At 39.6% G+C, this 17,938-nt stretch carries 12 protein-coding genes; 9 read left to right on the top strand and 3 right to left on the bottom strand.

What is annotated here, in order from left to right:
- From E7480_07520 to E7480_07510, 3 genes are all read right to left on the bottom strand, one after another.
- The coding region (locus E7480_07520) for a hypothetical protein (protein MBE6904440.1) at window positions 1–967 on the bottom strand (967 nt) is incomplete at its 3' end.
- A gap of 21 nt (window positions 968–988) precedes the next feature.
- On the bottom strand, window positions 989–3,100 hold the full coding sequence (locus E7480_07515) for a right-handed parallel beta-helix repeat-containing protein (protein MBE6904439.1): 2,112 nt from the start codon (window positions 3,098–3,100) through the stop codon (window positions 989–991).
- Window positions 3,042–4,100, bottom strand: coding sequence for a LacI family transcriptional regulator (locus tag E7480_07510; GenBank protein MBE6904438.1), 1,059 nt, complete (start codon window positions 4,098–4,100; stop codon window positions 3,042–3,044). Before E7480_07510 ends, E7480_07515 begins: the two co-directional genes overlap by 59 nt.
- Window positions 4,101–4,465: 365 nt before the next feature.
- Between E7480_07510 and E7480_07505 the strand changes: the two genes are divergently transcribed.
- The 9 genes from E7480_07505 to E7480_07465 are packed head-to-tail and all read left to right on the top strand — an operon-like array spanning window position 4,466 to window position 17,669.
- Window positions 4,466–7,321, top strand: a complete 2,856-nt coding sequence (locus E7480_07505) for an extracellular solute-binding protein (protein MBE6904437.1) — start codon at window positions 4,466–4,468, stop codon at window positions 7,319–7,321.
- Between the two features lie 31 nt (window positions 7,322–7,352).
- A complete protein-coding gene (locus E7480_07500; GenBank protein MBE6904436.1) occupies window positions 7,353–8,264 on the top strand; it encodes a sugar ABC transporter permease in 912 nt (303 codons plus the stop codon).
- Between the two features lies 1 nt (window position 8,265).
- Window positions 8,266–9,123 (top strand): carbohydrate ABC transporter permease, encoded by an 858-nt coding sequence (locus tag E7480_07495; protein ID MBE6904435.1) that lies wholly within the window; start codon window positions 8,266–8,268, stop codon window positions 9,121–9,123.
- A 10-nt stretch (window positions 9,124–9,133) separates the two neighbouring features.
- Window positions 9,134–10,600, top strand: a complete 1,467-nt coding sequence (locus E7480_07490; GenBank protein MBE6904434.1) for a hypothetical protein — start codon at window positions 9,134–9,136, stop codon at window positions 10,598–10,600.
- The gene (locus tag E7480_07485; GenBank protein ID MBE6904433.1) at window positions 10,597–11,217 is read left to right on the top strand and encodes a DUF1282 domain-containing protein; all 621 of its coding nucleotides are present in this window, start codon (window positions 10,597–10,599) and stop codon (window positions 11,215–11,217) included. The genes E7480_07490 and E7480_07485 overlap by 4 nt, the downstream gene beginning before the upstream one ends.
- A 13-nt stretch (window positions 11,218–11,230) precedes the next feature.
- Window positions 11,231–13,351 (top strand): hypothetical protein, encoded by a 2,121-nt coding sequence (locus tag E7480_07480; protein MBE6904432.1) that lies wholly within the window; start codon window positions 11,231–11,233, stop codon window positions 13,349–13,351.
- Between the two features lie 13 nt (window positions 13,352–13,364).
- Window positions 13,365–14,270 carry a sugar ABC transporter permease gene (locus E7480_07475; GenBank protein MBE6904431.1) on the top strand — a complete coding sequence of 302 codons (906 nt, stop codon included), beginning with the start codon at window positions 13,365–13,367 and terminating at the stop codon, window positions 14,268–14,270.
- Window positions 14,267–15,193, top strand: coding sequence for a carbohydrate ABC transporter permease (locus tag E7480_07470; GenBank protein MBE6904430.1), 927 nt, complete (start codon window positions 14,267–14,269; stop codon window positions 15,191–15,193). The genes E7480_07475 and E7480_07470 overlap by 4 nt, the downstream gene beginning before the upstream one ends.
- A 10-nt stretch (window positions 15,194–15,203) precedes the next feature.
- On the top strand, window positions 15,204–17,669 hold the full coding sequence (locus E7480_07465) for a hypothetical protein (protein MBE6904429.1): 2,466 nt from the start codon (window positions 15,204–15,206) through the stop codon (window positions 17,667–17,669).
- The last annotated feature ends 269 nt before the right edge of the window (window positions 17,670–17,938 follow it).

The raw sequence follows: 17,938 nt of genomic DNA, 5'->3' as shown, positions 1-17,938 counted from the left end.
TGCCCTGAGTAACTGCATCACTTGTTCCGCTGTTCTTAAGCTCATATACAAAGCCGCCCTCTGCTGCGCTTAAGGATGCAAAAATACCTGTGCTTGCAAGTACGGGGGAAACTGAGTCTACACTCCAGTTAAGAACTATTGAAGCCCAGCCGCCTTCAAGGGATTTTACGTTGAAGCCGTAGGTCCATACGCCTGTTGACATAGGAGCAAATTTGTTTGTCATTGTCGAATACACTGACATATGGTCGCCTGAAACAAATTTAAAATTTGTTTTATCGGTAGTACCTGAAATTTGAAGAGCTGAGGAATTTCCCACTGCTTCCCAATCGGTTGGATTAGTATCAATGATTATTCCGCAGTTTCCGCCGCCGCCCACTGTAAGTGTCAGGCCTTCAAGACCTACGCTTGCGTAGTCAAAGCTTAGCTGATTTGCCATTGATACACTGTTGTAGCTTACTAAAAGCTCATTGTCGATATATACATCAATTTTTCCTGTAGCTGCATCTGCAAGCTTAATATTTAAAAGATGTGCTGCGCTTGTGTCTATTGCTTTGCTTGCTATTATTGAAGCGAAGGCAGGGGCAGTATCAGCGCCGTCTTTTACCTCAATATTGCCGTTTGTAACATTAAAGTACAATCCGTTTGAATGTAATGAGCCGTTGGGAGAAGCTGACCAGCATAATACAAAGGGTATCCAACCGCCTGAAAGATTTGTTGCCTTAAATCTGAAGGTAAATTCGCCGGGGGCAACGGGAGCAAGCTTATTGGGAAGATGAGCATATTCTGTGCCCCAGTTATATGCTGCGTTAAAATCAATCTGTGTTGCTGTGCCGTTTGCGCTTAAGGTTACATTTGTGCCAACTGCTTCCCAGTTGTTAACAGGCTCTGCACTTACAGAAACGCTGAAAGTGAAAGTAAAGGACATAAGAATTGTAAGAACTGTTGCTAAAGCGATAATTTTTTTCATAAGCTACCAACCTATATCAAATTATTGTTTTTTATTTCCGCTTTCCTTGATACTGCCTGTGCAGGTTGAGTGAATTTCAACTGCCTTTGAAATTTTATTACCTGTAACTGTGTTGCCCGTTACTGTAATATTTTTAGACATACCTACGAAAATAGCGCTTGAAGGAGTAATTCCGTAAAGCTGACCTACCTTACCTGTTCCGTTACAGAAGGGATTTTCGATTATATTATTCTTTATTGTTATTCCGTCACAGTTCATAACGGCAATTCCGAATACCCGGCTGTTCTTTATAGTGTTATTTTCTATAAGTATGTTTTTGTTTTGCATACACTTATAAAAACCGCTTACATTGTTGGGAGGCGCTACGTTTACAAGAATAGCACCTATCTGGTCCACTTTGCCGTCAAGTATCATATTGGAGCTTATTGCGCTTGCGTTGATTTTATTGTTTCTTATAGTTACGTTTGTGGGGAAGCCCGACTCACACCACAAGATATCCGCATGTGCAACTATTGCAGGATGCGTTGTACTTTCAAAGGTGTTATTTTCAATTAGTATGTTTGAGCCCTTTACCACTATACCTCTTGCTCTGTTAAGTCCGAAATAGGAGTTTTTAACAACTGCGCCCGAGCCTATTCTGTCAAGAGAGGTTATATGGTCGCCTGCCTGTACGCCTAAATTCTTGTCAAGGGTAATTATGTATATAAGTGTATCGTCAGCTAAGGATTGGTCGTAATTTTTATATGCAGCTATGATTTTTGAACGCCATGCAGAGTCACGCTTTTCTTCAAAGGCTGTTATCTTAGCTGTTCCCGTTGATACATAGCCGTCATCCTTATAGCCCTCTACCGTTTCGCCTACCTTGAGAGGTGTCTCCCATTTAGGAGATACTGTAAGCTTATTTCCGTTTACCTGTAAAACGTGGAAGAAGAAGCCCTGAATGTTTATACAGTCATCTCCGCAGTGGGTTATTTTGCAATTGTCAAAGGTCGGTCCTTTTTTAACGTTTCCAAAGTGAGTAGCATCACCGTTGGAGCTGCGAAGTCTTTCCGCTGTTGCTCCCTTTGGCTTGGGACCGGGAACTACTTTAAAGTTTTTCAGATACATATTGCCTTCGCCGCTTGACTCATTTAAAGCAAAGCCGGGAGATGCGTAAAGGGATACATCAATAAAGCTTGTGGAATTACAGTTTGAAACGGTTATTGTACCCGGTCCTCTGTGGAAGAGAGAAATATGATCCCCCACGCTTAAAGCTCTTCCGCCGTTTTCTTCACCGAAAATTCTTCTTATTTCAATTACGCCGTTTCCTTTTTCAACAGCATTGTTGAATGCGTAGGAGTGGGGAGTGTTTTCAAGCACTGCGCCTGTCTGGGCATTATGTATGTTTGACCAGATGTTTCCGTCATTTCCCGATTTATTATTAAGGAAGCTTGCATCACTGCGGTAGCCTGCATCTATTTTTACAGTTACACGGTCGCCGCTTATTCCTGTAACAACGCCCTGAGTAAATACAAGCGGGTCATAGTCTATAGTTAAATTTCTTACGGTAAGATTAACACCGTCACGAATTGACATAGCAACGGTTGTTTTGGTAAATACGAGAGAAGCTCCGTTTCCGTCAATTTCTATGTTATTGCCTGTAAATTTTAAGGTTGAAGAAAGCTTATAGGTTTTATTTTTAAGCTTTAGTATAAATTTTTTGTTTTCACCCTTCATTATTGCCGCTGAGCTTTTCATTGAAACTGTGCTCAAAGCTTCTGAAAGTACGGTGGTGTCATCTCCGTATTCCTCAAACTCGGAAATGTTTACAACTACAGTCTCTGCCGCAGGAGTGTTTGGAGAGGTGTTTCCCGAGGGGGCATTACCTGTAGGAGTTGAAGTGCCGGAAGAGTCTGTAGAAGGTTGGTTACTCGAGGAACTATTTTCCATTGAGCTTGATTCAGACCCCGAGCTTACGGCTTCCGAATTATTAAGAATACTGCTTGATGAATCTGTTGCACTTTTCTTATTGCAGGCACTTAGCACAAGCACCGAAGCCATAAGAAACAGCAAAATTTTAATGCTTTTTCTCATTTTAAAAACCTCTCTGCTTTGTTTTACTTTTTTTAACTTTACAAGTAGTATCTCTCTCATTTAAAGAAAGCTTATAAAGAGATAAATGGGTGTTTCCTGTTTTAATACAGTCCTGAAGCATATTAAATGCCGCAGTGCCGTAGCCTTCAAAATCAAGACTCATTGTGGTAAGGGCAGGACGGAAATGCTGAGTGATAGGAACACCGCCCAGAGATATAACCGAAATATCCTCGGGAACATTATAGCCGTGGCTTGTCAGATAAGAAACACAGCCTAAGGAAATAAGGTCATTTGTTCCGATAATTGCAGTAATATTGGGGTTTTTCTTTAAAAGCTGCTGAGTATATTCCTCACCCGTATCCATATATCCGGGATAAGGGTACTGACCGAATACAACGCTTGGCTCATCCACATCAAGAAATTGCTTCATTGCCTTTTTAAAGGAGTGATATCTGTTATCAAAACGGTAATCGGCATCAAATATATTCAAAAGTCCGATTTCCTTATGACCAAGAGAAATAAGATACTTGACAGCATCTGTTACTGCTCCGCCGTAATCACATTCTATAGTTGAAAACTTGCTTAAATCGTGGTAACAGTTAAAGCCCGAAACAACCTTAATTCCAAGCTCACTCATAATTTCAATCTGTCTTATTGTTTCATCTGCATTTTCTCTGTTACTGCTTCCGTCAACAGGAGAAATCATCATAAATACGCCTTCAATTCCTCTGGAAGAGAAAGAATCCACAAGCTCGCTCATCTTTTCTCTGAGAAAAACGCTTACAAAATATCCGTTTTGATATGCCGCCTTATGAAAAGCAGATACAATTCCGCCGAAATGGGTATCCGATATATCATCAAGAAGGACTACAACGTGCTTTGATTTGTTGGTTACAAGCGACCTTGCGATTAAATTAGGTCTGTAATCAAGCTCCTTCATTATTTTAAGAACCTTTTGTTTTACGCTGTCGCTTACATTTTTTCTATCGTTAAGAACGTTTGTAACGGTTGTGGTGGAAACCCCCGCAGCCCTTGCAACATCTACTCTTGTTGCCCTCAAAATTAATCACCTTTTTGGTTTTATTTTAATGCAAAGGTACACTTGTTCAATATACAATGCTATCATTTTCGATTATATCACCCGTTTTTATCAAAGTCAAGCACAAATTACTCGAAAAACGTTATGCATACTGCACAAAATGTGCCAACAATTCTCTCTTGACAAATCCATTATAATATGATAATATCGTTTATTATAAAAAAATAAGTTTTTTACCTGTAAAATCAAGGAAAAAACGTAGATTTTGTATGCGATTTTGGGTACGGTTTATGAAAAAATGGGCTGTTTTTTAGATTTATCGCATTTTTTTATATAATTTAGTTACTCGAGTAACTTACTTTTAAAACAGGGTTGAGGTGCGTTTTATGAAAAAGAAATCTTTATTGTTAAGGCTTGGGACTGCTTTTCTTTCGGCTTTGATTTGTCTGAGTGCTTTTGTGCCGTTGTGCGCCTATGCACAGGAAGAGGGCGAGGGAGACGTATCCTTTGTATATGAATCGGACACTAAGAGCTATTATGAGGCTTTAAAGGAGTATGACGAGCTTGCGCTTTCCGATGCAAATGATTTTCTTTTAAGCTTAAAGGCATCTGAACTGTCAGACAATCTTATTACTGCAGAGGGAAAAGAGGGCGCTCTTTCGGATTTTGACAATACCTTGTCCTTTACAATAAGCGTAGAGGAGGCTGCCCTTTATATTTTCGGCTGCACCTATTACTGCTATAACGGAAAGGGACTTATTCCTACAAGACGTGTGCTTATAGACGGCGAGGAATTATTTAACGAGGCTAAGTCCGTTCCTTTTTACAGATATTATAAGGATATTTCTGCACCTGCTAAAAATTCGATAGGGGACGAGGTCAAGCCCGGAGCAGAGGAAATAACAGGCTGGTACACAACCTATTTTTATGACAATGCGGGCAAATACTCTTCACCCCTTAAATTTTATCTTGAAAGCGGAGAGCATACAATTACTCTTGAATGTATTGACGAGCCGCTGCTTATCAATGAGTTTTTTGTTTCAGCACCCGAAAAAGCTTTAAGCTATGAACAATATCTTGAAAAAATCAATAAAAATACGCTAAGCGGTTTTTCACAGCGTTTCGAAGCCGAAAAAGCGTTGACTGTAAGAAACGATACCTCAACAGGACTTGCCTCCGATACTGACCCTAAGGCATCGCCTCAGTCTGTCGGCTACACCGTTCTTAACACCTTTGGCGGATATACCTACAGAAAGGGCGGTCAAAGCGCAGTATTTGAAATAGAGGTACCCGAGGAAGGCGCTTACTGTATAAACTTCCGTTCAAAGCAAAACTGGTCGGGAAAGCTTCCTTCATACCGTGAAATCCGTGTAAATTCAGAGCTTCCCTTTAAGGAGCTTCAAAGTTATCCGTTTAAATTCAGCAGAAAATGGGAGAATATAATTCTTCAGGACCAAAATAATGAGCCATATCTTATATATTTAAATAAAGGTAAAAATGAAATTACCCTTACTGTTAATATGGAGCCTTTGACAGATGTACTTACTATTCTTGAAGATTCTCTTAACAGCGTTTCCGTTTTAATAAGAAAAATTGTAATGATTACAGGCACAGAGCCTGATCCCAACTATGAATATGACCTTGATGTAAATATTCCCACTCTCATTGACGATTTGAATGGAGTAGTTGCTGCCCTTGAAGAAGCAAAGGAAAAGACAAATGCACAGGCAGGCGGAAAGCAGACTACAATGGGAAGCAATATTGACTCAGCTATAACACAGCTTAAGGAAATGGCGGAGTCTCCCTCAAGAATTCCCAGAAGAATGAACGATTTAAACAGCATAGTAACAAGTATGGGAGACTGGATAATATCCTTACAGGACCAGCCCTTGCAGATAGATTACATAGAGGTATTTTCACCTGACGTTAAAATCAAAAAATACCATTCCAATTTCTTTGACAATCTGTGGGCAACGCTCATAAGCTTCTATACCTCATTCTTTAAGGATTATAACTATGTTGCTTCCTCTCAGGACGGTATGGAAATCAAAGAAACACTCAGCGTATGGATTGGACGAGGTAAGGAATGGGCTGAAATATTAAAAGAGCTTTCCGACTCTGACTTTACCAAGGAAACGGGAATTGAAATTGTTCTCAACGTGCTTCCCTCAGGACAGCTTACAGCGGCGGCGGTTAACCCTCTTATGCTTGCCGTAAGCGCAGGTAATGCACCTGACGTTGCTCTCAGTGTAACGTCAAATTTACCCGTAGAATACGCAATAAGAAATGCGGTTGTGGATTTATCCACCTTTGAAGGCTATGAAGAAATAGAAAAACGCTTTGTGCCTCAGATGACAGTACCTTTTAAATATAAGGGCGGAGTTTACGGCATACCCGAAACTATGTATTTCCGTGCTTTATTCTATCGAAAAGATATTCTTTCTGATTTGAATATAGATATTCCGAAAACCTGGGACGACGTAATAAACAAAACTCTTCCCAAACTTTACGAAAACGGACTTCAGATGTATGTTCCCGGTTGGTTTGATATGTTCCTTTACAGCTGTAACGGAAGCTTCTACAATGAGGACGGCAGCCGTTCAGCACTTGACACCCCCGAAGCGTACAGAGCATTTGATATGATGTGTAAGATGTACACAGTATACGGAGTTCCTACCTCGGCAAACTTTATTAACAGATTCAGAACAGGCGAAATGCCCATAGGAATAGAGGGCTCTCCCGTATATATGCAGCTTATGGCGGCAGCTCCCGAGCTTCAAGGCCGTTGGGGTATGGCAATGATACCCGCTATGACTGACAGTCAGGGAAATGAAACAATTAAAACGGCAGGCTACGTTGGCGAAGCCGCAATAATACTTAAGGACAGCAAAAAGCAAGACAGCGCCTTTAAATTCCTTGATTGGTGGACAAAGACCGAGACACAAACCCGATTCGGCAGAGAGGTTGAGGGCCGTATAGGCTCGTATGCCCGTTGGCTGACCTCAAACACAGAGGCATTTTCACAGCTGCCGTGGAACAGGGAGCATCTTGATATAATTACAAAATCGTGGGATACAGTTATTGAAACTCCCAACGTTCCCGGCGGATATTATACCTCACGTCATCTTTCAAACGCATGGAACAGAACGGTTATAAGCGGTATGCCTGCAAGAGACAGTATAGAGCAGTGCGTGCTTGACATCAACAAAGAACTTGAAAGACGTCAGGGAACTTTAAAGTAGAGCAAATATTCTGAACGGAGACTGATTTGATATGGTTGCACAAAAAAAATCTTTTTTACGGGATTTTATAAAAAAATACGGCTTCGGTCTTGCCTTCTTTATGCCGTTTTTTATACTGTTTTGTGTGTTTGTTATAGTGCCTGTAATAATCGCTATTGCGCTTAGCTTTACAGATTACAATTTACTTGAAGCCCCGAAATTTGTCGGACTGCAAAATTATCTGCATCTTTTTATGGATGACGATATATTTGCAACCTCAATTTCAAACACCATAATTTTTGCTTTTATAGCAGGACCCATAACCTTTATTGCTTCATTTTTAATGGCGTGGGTAATAAACCAGCTTAAATTCAAAAACGCTTTTGCCCTTGCCTTTTATGCGCCCTCAATAACAAGCTCGGTTGCAATGAGCGTTGTGTGGCTGTATATTTTCTCCCCCGACCGTTACGGCTTAATAAATAATTTCCTCTTTAATTTAGGTGTTATTTCAGAGCCGATACTGTGGAATATGGATTCAAAAACCATTCTTCCCGTAATAATTATAATTTACGTGTGGATGGGTATGGGTACGGGCTTTCTCGTTTTCCTTGCAGGCTTGCAAAATGTTTCTGCAGAGCTTTATGAAGCAGGAATGATAGACGGAATAAGAAACCGTTTCCAAGAGCTTGTATATATAACAATGCCCCAAATGAAGCCTCAGCTTCTTTTTGCGGCAATAAATACAGTTACGGCGGCATTTGCAATATTTGATATCTCAGTCGGCTTTGCAGGTATGCCAAGCCCCAACTACGCAGGTCATACCATTGTTGCCCATCTTTACGATTACGCATTTATCCGTTTTGAAATGGGATATGCCTCTGCAGTAGCAAGTGTGCTTTTCTTCCTTACTTACTTTATCGGCCGAATATGTATGCGAATGTTTGCATCAGGAAAGGAGTTATAAAATGGAATACCGTGCATTTACAAAAAAGCAAAAGTTTTTGCGTGTGCTTTTATATCTGTTTATGATTGTGCTTGTTTTATTTACTCTTTTGCCTCTTGTTTACGTTGTAATGACTGCCTTTAAGCCTATTGACGAAATAATAAAATTCCCCCCGACCTTTTTCGTTAAGCGTCCTACTGCTGACAACTTTGCAGACCTTATGAATGCGGTGGGAAGCTCTGCAGTTCCCTTTATAAGATATATATTCAACAGCGTTTTTACATCTGTTATGTCGGTTGTGCTTACTGTTCTTTTCTGTTCAATGGGCGCATACGGACTTGTTAAGCATAAGGTTCCCTTTGCAAACTTCTTTTTTGCGCTTATTTTAGCGGCACTTATGTTTTCAACTCACGTAACTCAAATCCCCACATACCTTGTAGTTAATAACCTAAAGCTTGTTGATACATATTGGTCTCTTATCATTCCGAAAATTGCAGTAGCCTTTAACTTCTTTTTAATGAAGCAGTTTCTTGAACAGCTTCCCAATGCTTTTCTTGAAGCGGCAAGAATAGACGGTGCCAATGAGCTTTACATTTTCGTAAAAATAGTTATGCCCTTTCTTGCACCTGCCTGGGCAACCTTAATTGTTTTCTCCTTTGTATCTAACTGGAATGACTTTTTTACCCCCCTTATTTTTATTACAAATCAAGCGCTGAAAACCCTTCCCCTTGCGCTTCAGACTATAAACGAGGGCGGAAACCTTGCAAGAGCAGGCGCAACTGCTGCAGCTACATTTTTAATGACGTTTCCGACCATTATCGTATTTTCCTCTATGCAAAAGCGTGTAATCGAAACAATGACTTATTCCGGAATAAAGTGAGGCGAAGATTATGAAAAAAAAGATAAGGCTTGTCCTTTTGCTTGCTGTATTTTCAGTTGTTTTTTCAATGAATACCTTCGCCGCATATATCAAATACCCGATGAATTACGTATATGAAGAAGGGGAAAACCGTTCGGGAAATGCTAACGGAAGAATATATATTCCCATAACCTACAGCGTTGAAGAGAGCTTCTCATATATAAATGACGAAACATCGGGACTTGTTGATGCCGAGGATTTATTTATTGATAAAAATAATTGTATGTATATTGCAGATACAGGCAACAACCGTATAGTTGCTCTTTCCCCGTCGGGCGAAACTATGTTTGTGCTTTACGGGGCAGGCGGCTCTGACTTTTCTTCCCCGAGAGGTGTTTTTGTAAACGAAGAGGGTATATTTGTTGCAGACTCGGGAAACAGCAGAATAATACTTACTAACAGTCAAGGCGAGCTTATTGCCGAATATACAAGACCTGAGTCGGAGCTTTTAGTCAATATGCAGAGCTTTGACCCCTCTAAAATTTCTGTAGGACCTACAGGCTATATGTATATTTTAGCGGGCAAGGAGCTTATGGCAATTGACAGAAACAACAGCTTCAAGGGCTTCCTCGGCGCTACCGAGGTAGGCTTCTCCCTTACTCAAAGTCTTATCCGTATGTTTGCAACCAAGGAGCAGAAAAACCTTATTGCAAGAAGAAATCCCCCCTCATATAACAACTTTCTCGTTGATAATCAGGGTAGATTTATTGCCTGCTCGGGAGCAAAGGAAAATCAGCTGAGAATTATAAACTCTGTAGGCAAAAACATTTATAAAAAAGGCTTTTTCGGTGAGATATCCGACATTGATGAAAACAATCAGCCCATCTATCCCAATTTCATAGATATCTCAGTAAGCGATACAGGCGTAATAAGCGCTCTTGACGAAAAAAGCGGTCATATTTATCAATACGATTCAGAGGGAAATCTGCTTACTGTTTTCGGCGGTAAGGGAGAAAACAGAGGCTATTTCATTTCACCCTCATCAATAGCTCAGGACAGCGACGGCAATATATACGTGCTTGACAAAGCCCGTGGCAACATTCAAAAATACGTGCAAACTGAATTTATAAAGAAGATACATACTGCCCTTGATTTATACTATCAGGGCGAATATGAAAAATCTATGCCCATATGGAACGAAATTGCAGTAATAAACTCCAATTACCCTCTTGCAAGAAAGCTGACAGGCTCAATATACACAAAGCGTCAGGAGTATGCAAATGCGGTAAAGGAATACGAGATAGCTGACGATATGGTGGGCTACAGTAATGCCTTTTCAAAAAATCGCCACGAGATATTCCGTGCCAATTTTGCTCTGTGTGTCGGCATAATAATAGCTGTTGCAATTGCCCTTTGGTTTGGTATTTCGGCACTTAAAAAATATTCAAATAAGGTTCAGCTTGACATTTACGAAAAAAGAGGTGGCAAAAGAAAGTGAAATATTTAAAGCTTGCAATACTTTGCATTTTTCACCCCACCGACTTTTATGAAGAATTAAAAACAAGAAGCGACACAATAAGTGTTTTTTCAGGCGCAATAATTATGCTTTTGGTAATACTTATGAGATATTTATATGTAATTACCGTGCATATTCCTCTTGCCGATATACGTGTGGAAGACACCAACGTTATTCTTGAAATCGGACGTATTCTTCTGCCGATGATTACTATTTCGGTAAGTGTTTACGCAGTAACAAGTATTCTTTACGGCGAAACTACCTTGAAAATGGTATTTTTGTCAATATCCTACGCTTTTGTACCCTTTATTTTACTGACTCCCGTTTCAATTATTCTTTCAAGATTTTTAGGTCTGAACGAAGCTGTATACTTTAACGCTTTAAGCTCTGCTATGTGGCTGTGGATTGTTCTGCTTGCTTTCTTTGCCATAATGATTATGAACAATTTCGGCTTTTTTAAAACTATCGGAATATGTATTCTTTCTATTATTCTCACCGTTCTAATCTGGGCTATTGCGGTAATTATTATTGCTCTTTCCTTCCAGATAATAGGCTTTGTGCGTGAAATAGTAAAAGAGTACATTTTACAGAATTTATAAAGGACGGTCAACAATGAAAATAAGGAAACTGATTCCCATACTCATTTTAATATGTATGCTTATTTCGGGCTGTTCTGCATCTGTAAAAGATTTTAACATTCGTGAAGGCTTTGCAGGTACATACACCGAAAAAAACGAAAAAAGTATTGAAATGTCCTTTGATATTGAAAACCAACAGCTTTTAATTACAGATAAAAAGTCGGATAAAATTTGGACAAACGCCCTTACAGACGAGTATTACGGAGAAGAGGTAATAAACAAAAACCTCATAAGAAATAAAAATCAGCTTTTCTCAGTAAGCTATGTTTCCCCCGAAAACGACGTAGTATTAGTCAGAAATACCGACGAAGAGATGCTCTCCGATTATGAAATCACAGATGATAAGGTTATCGGAAGCTATGAAATTCCCGATGCAGAAATATCCTTTAAGGTTATTTTTGAAATTGCGGGCGGTACTTTAAAGGTAACAGTACCCAAGGACAGCATCAGCGAAAACGAAAACCTCATAACCTCTATTGATATGCTTCCCTTCTTCGGAGCTTCAGTTGACACTGAGGACGGATATATCTTCTTCCCCGACGGAAGCGGCACGCTTTACGAGTTTTACGAAAGACCTGCAGTATTCAGAGAGCCTTACAAGGCAAATATATACGGTAACGTATTTACAGAATATCAGGACAAAATCGACAATACGGCAGCGGGAATTAAAACTGCGATGCTTCCCGTATTCGGAGTAAAACAAGGCAACAACGCATTTTTGGCAATTATAACCTCGGGAGAGGCTGAAAGCCAGATAACTCTTGCGCCTACAGGCTATATTTTCAAGGCAAACAGAGTATATGCAAGCTATAATTACAGATATAGCTACGAGGAAGAAACGGTAAACGAAGAAATAGCTATTCTGTTTGAAAAGAAGCCGGCAAAAAGCGATTTCAGTATAATGTACCGTTTCCTTGACTCCGACAAGGCGGATTACAGCGGTATGGCGCTGTCCTACAGAAATTACCTTATTGAAGCTTCAAAGCTCAATAAATCCTCATACAGTCCCGACGTATCCCTTGATATGCTTGTAAGCATCAAGAAGCCTATGCTTCTTTGGGACGAGTCTGTTGTTATGTCAAGCTTCAAATACGGAAAAGAAGTAATTGACTCCCTTTCTGGCACCAATGTCAAATTAAATCTTTTAGGCTGGCAAAAGCAAGGCTATAACGTTTATCCGTCTCATTTCCCCGTTTCCTCAAAAGCGGGGGGAGACTCTCAGCTAAAGGATTTAGCTTCATATGCAAAGGAACATTCTTCAACCGTATTTTTAAGAGATAACTTTATTTGTGCCGACAAAAAACAGGGCGGCTATTCCAATAAACAGCTGGCATACAGCGTTAAAAACGAGCCCTATACAAATTCGGATAAGGATAAATTCCTTTTTGATTTACGTGCTTCCTACTACATCTTTAAAGACGAATTTATCAAGGACTCCTCTAAATTAAAAATTGAGGGTATAGCTCTTGACGAGCTTGGCAGCTTTATTTATCAGAACGGCTCAAAGTCTTCACCTATGAGACGCTTTGAAGCAATAGGCACCTTAGATGCTGTTTTTGAAGAGGCAAAGAAAAATTATAACGTTGTAGCAGTTGGCGGCGGAAACGCTTACGCACTGCGCTACGCTGATTTTATTTACGATTTGCCTCAAAGCTCATCAAGAAACTTCCTTTTTGATAAGGATATTCCCTTTTTCCATATGGTAGTAAGCGGCTACATTCCCTATTCCTCAGAAATACCCGGAAACTTTTCCGACAATTACGAAAAAACTGTTTTACAATGGGTTGAATACGGATATGTTCCTTACTTTACCATTTCCGAGAAGAACGCTTCTTTACTCAAGGATTGCTACAATGAAGGCGTTTTTGTCAGCACCTTTGAGGATATTTACGAAAAAATCAAAAGCACCGCAGAAGCTTTAAAGAAGGTTAAGGAAAAGACAGCAGCTTCTTCAATGCTTCATCACCAATATATAAGCGACACTCTCGTTGAGGTTGTATATGAAAACGGAGTAAAAATTTATATAAACTACTCAAGTGAAAAAGTAACCTACAACGAAACAGAAATTGATGCTCAGAGCTTTATTATGAAATAAGGAGGAATGCAAAATGGCGTCAAAATTTAAACTCAAATCCTTTATGACAATGAGACGAAGACACAGCCTTGTGGGTCTTTCCTTTGTTTTGCCGTTCATAGTGGGTTTTTGCGTATTTTTCCTTGTTCCCTTAATTCGTTCTCTTATGCTGAGCTTCGGAGAAATAACGAATTACGGTAACTTTACTATCAAGCTGACAGGCTTTGAACATTACGTGCGTGCTTTCGCAGGAGACGTTCAGTTTCTGCCTATGTTCCTTAACATAACCAGAGATACTTTTTTTAACGTTCCTCTTATAACTATTTTTTCCTTTTATATTGCTATGCTTTTAAATCGAAAAATGAAAGGCAGAGGCTTGTTCAGAGTAATCTTTTTCCTTCCCGTTGTATTGGGAAGCGGTTTTATAATGGAACAGCTTTTATCCCAGAATATTGACACTCAGTCAATTGAAGCTGCAAAGGAATTTCTTTTACCTAAAGAAGTTATTATGTATATAGGCCCCGATATAAGTAATCTGCTTCTTTTCTTCCTCAACAGACTGACGCTGATTTTATGGCGTTCGGGAGTTCAGATACTTATTTTCCTTTCGGGCCTTCAGGGTATATCTCCCACTTTGTATGAGGCTGCCCGTGTTGACAGCGCTACCGAATGGGAAAATCTATGGTTTATCACTATACCTATGATGACACCTGTTATTTTGCTTAATTTAATTTACACCATTGTAGATTCATTTACCGATGCCTCAAACCCTATAATAGAATACATAATGAACTACGGCTTCGAATGGGGCGAATTTGAATATGCCGCCGCTATGGGCTGTATATATCTTTTTATGGTAATTATTTTTGTTGCGCTGATTTTCCTTATAATGAGCAGATTTAACCCTGATTCTGCAAAAGAAAGGAAAGTGAGAAGATGAATATAAAATTTCTTTCCAAATTAAATGTCAAAGGCAAGGCGGCCTCGGGAATATATACTGTTATAATTTACGTGCTGCTGATAAATCTTGCATTTATATTCCTGTATCCCTTTATATTTATGCTTGTAACCTCTTTTAAATCCTATAATGACCTTATGGACGTAACGGTAAAGTGGTATCCTAAGGAATTTACCCCGTCAAACTGGGTAACGGCTATAAAGGCATTGAATTTTAAAACAACCTTTTTCAATTCCCTTTTTGTAACAACTGTTTCAACCTTAGGACACATTGTTTCCTGCTCCTTTATAGCTTACGGCTTTGCCCGCTATAAATTCCCTTTGAAAAAGGTGCTGTTTGCGGCTGTACTGCTTACAATTATAGTGCCCATACAAACAGTTATAGTGCCTCAGTATATTCTCTACTCGAATTTAGGCTGGATAGGAAGCTATAATGCTTTAATTATCCCCACCTTTTTAGGAAGCGGACTTAAGGGCGGACTGTTTATCTTCCTTTTCAGACAGTTTTTCATTCAGCTTTCCCCCTCTCTTGAGGAGGCGGCGGCAATTGACGGAAGCAATCCCTATATGACATATCTGAGAATTATTTTACCTTCAAGCGCACCTGTGCTTCTCGTTTGCTTCGTGCTTTCGTTTGTATGGCATTGGAACGACTTCTTTGAGCCTTCACTATATATAACCGATGCAAAGCAGTTTTTATTGCCTCAGGCGCTTCCTCAGATGTATGAGCTTTTGCAGGCTCTTGAAATTTCAATAAGTGAAAACGAACTTAAAATGAAAGAAATCTTTAACGAGGCTGTTGTTATGGCAGGTACGGGAATTGCAGTTGCACCGCTTATGGTGATGTATCTGGCTGTTCAGAACAAATTTGTAGAAAGCATAGACAAAACAGGTCTTGTAGAATAAGGTGATAAGAATGAATAAATTAAATCTTAACGGTAACTGGAAGGTAACTGAATATACCGACAGCCTGCCTATCAATATAGCTGACCTATCAAAGAACTGCTATGATGCTCAGGTTCCGGGAGATATACACGCAGATTTATTAAATGCAGGTCTTTATCCCGACCCCTTTGTTGACGATAACGTAAAGCATTGTGAATGGGTTAATGATAAAAACTGGTGCTTTTTCAGAGAGTTTGATATAGAAGAGGGCTTTTTATTTGAAAATACAAAGCTTAGCTTCTACGGCATTGACAACGTTGCCGATATCTATCTCAACGGGAAGCTTCTCGGCAAATGCGAAAGCTGCTTTATCAAGCACGAGTTTGACGTTTCCGACTGCATAAAGGAAGGAACAAACCTTCTTTGCGTTGTCATAAACTCAATAACCGAATATATGAAGCAATTCCCCGATGACGGTTACATAAGCTGTTTTAATACCCAAAGAATATTCTTAAGAAAACCCGCCTGTCATTTTTCTTGGGACTGGGCGCCTGACCTTCCCGCAACAGGAATATTTGACAGCGTGGAAATAGTTTCCCGTAAATCCTGCTTTTTGGACAACGTTTGTATCCGTACTCAGAATGACGGTTGGGTAACATTTTTCTATCAGATAAACAACGAGGATTTCGATGCGGATAACACCGAAAAAACAATTAAGCTTACAGTAAACGGAAACGGCTACAGCGAAAGCTTTACAGTGGATATGAATGAGCCTGTATGCCATCATTCCTTTAAAATTCCTTCCCCTGAGCTTTGGTGGCCTCACGGTATGGGTAAGCAGTCTTTGTATGAGTACTCTGCTTGTCTGTATTCGGACTCCGATTTAACCGACACTAAAGCAGGCACCTTTGCATTCCGTGAAATAACCGTGGACGAAACTCCGAGAGATGACGGAAACGGCTTGCGTTTTGTTATAAAAATCAACGGCTTGCCTGTATTCTTAAAGGGCGCTAACTGGGTACCTGCCGATATTTTTATAGGCACCGTAACAGATGAAAAATACACCTCTCTTTTAGAAAACGTTGTAAAAGGCAATATGAATACCCTTCGTGTGTGGGGCGGCGGCCTTTATGAAAAGGATATTTTCTATAACGAGTGCGACCGTTTGGGTATACTCGTTTGGCAGGACTTTATGTTTTCCTGTGCCGAGCTTCCCGACGATATAAACAACTTTTTCAAGGTAGTTGAAAAAGAGCTTATATATCAGATAAAAAGGCTGAGAAACCACCCCAGTATAGTAATATGGAGCGGCGGAAACGAGCGTGCAGGACAGCTTGACATCAAAGACTCCTGTAACGGAAAAGAAAAGTTCGATTTCTATTTCAGAGGTATTGCGGCTCATTTTGACAAAACACGTCCCTACGTTGAAAATTCACCTTGGGGCTACGGCAGACTTGGAAACAGCCTTGACTGCGGCGACTGTCATATGTCCTCATTCAATGAAGCGGTATACGCAAAGGATGCAAGCAAATTCAGAAGCCTGCTTTCCGAGCTTGATGCTTCAATGATGTCCGAAATTGCTTGTATGGGCGCTTCTCCCATATCATCAATAAGAAAATATATTTCTCCCGAAAACTTCTGGTATAATAAAGAGATTTGGGATTTACATCTTGCCTGCAACCCCTATGATCCCACCGGTGAAACCTTCTTTGACCACCAGATGAGAGTTGCAAGTCAGCATTTCGGAGAAATAACCGACGCAAACGACTTTATAAAGAAATCGGCAATTACCCATTCTGAGCATATAAAGGCAGACGTGGAATTTCACCGTTCAAGAACCTTCGACTGTTCGGGCGCTATGCTTTGGATGTATAATGATACCTGGCCCTGCGGAACTTGGTCTATAATAGATTATTACGGCGTGAAAAAAGCAGGCTATTACTCTATGGCACGTGCCTGCAGACCGATTTTACCCCTTATAAGCTTCCATAAGGACGGCTATAAATCCTATGTTGTCAATGACACATTGAAGGAAACCAACGCAACAGTTACCATTTCTCAATATAAAACAGACGGTACTCTTGTTGATGAAAAAAGCTTTGAAATGTGTATCAAGCCTTTAGCTTCAAGCTTTGTATGCAGTATGGATATATTTGACATTACTGTTGATAATACAATGTTCTTTATTTCTGTTGAGGGTAAGGACTGTCCAAAGATAATCAACAGCATTATAGTTAAGAGCTTCAAGCTTTTATCCTTCCCGACACCGAAAATAGACTATAAGCTTGAAAAGAATGAGGAGGGCTATTTACTTACACTTGCTTCAGACGTTTGCGTAAGATGCGTCAATATCGAAGTGTCTGACGAAAGCGCTGATATTTCCGACAACTATTTTGATATGTGTCCCAAAACACCTTATACAGTTAAAATCTCTTGCAAAAATGAGCTTACAGAAAAAGATATTTCTGTAAAAAGCTTTTTTGATATCTGGGATTAAAATTCAAAAGAAGCTGTAAGATTTTTACAGCTTCTTTTTTCATTGAAAAAATGCTATTTTGTGCTATAATAACTATAACCATTATTATAAAACAATCGGAGGTACAGAAATGACTGAAAAGAAAAAAACATATATTGCCATTGACTTGAATAATGCCGAAAGTAAAGTAATGCCGAATAATTTAATTATACCATATTTTCAAGCGTAATTCAAAATATTATTCGGCATTATTGATTTTGACCATCCTACTAAATTACTTTTACCAACAT

Source organism: Oscillospiraceae bacterium (assembly GCA_015067255.1).
Classification (GTDB): Bacteria; Bacillota; Clostridia; order Oscillospirales; family SIG519; genus SIG519.
Note: the sequence above shows the minus strand (reverse complement) of the source record. Positions and strands in the feature narration are given on the sequence as shown.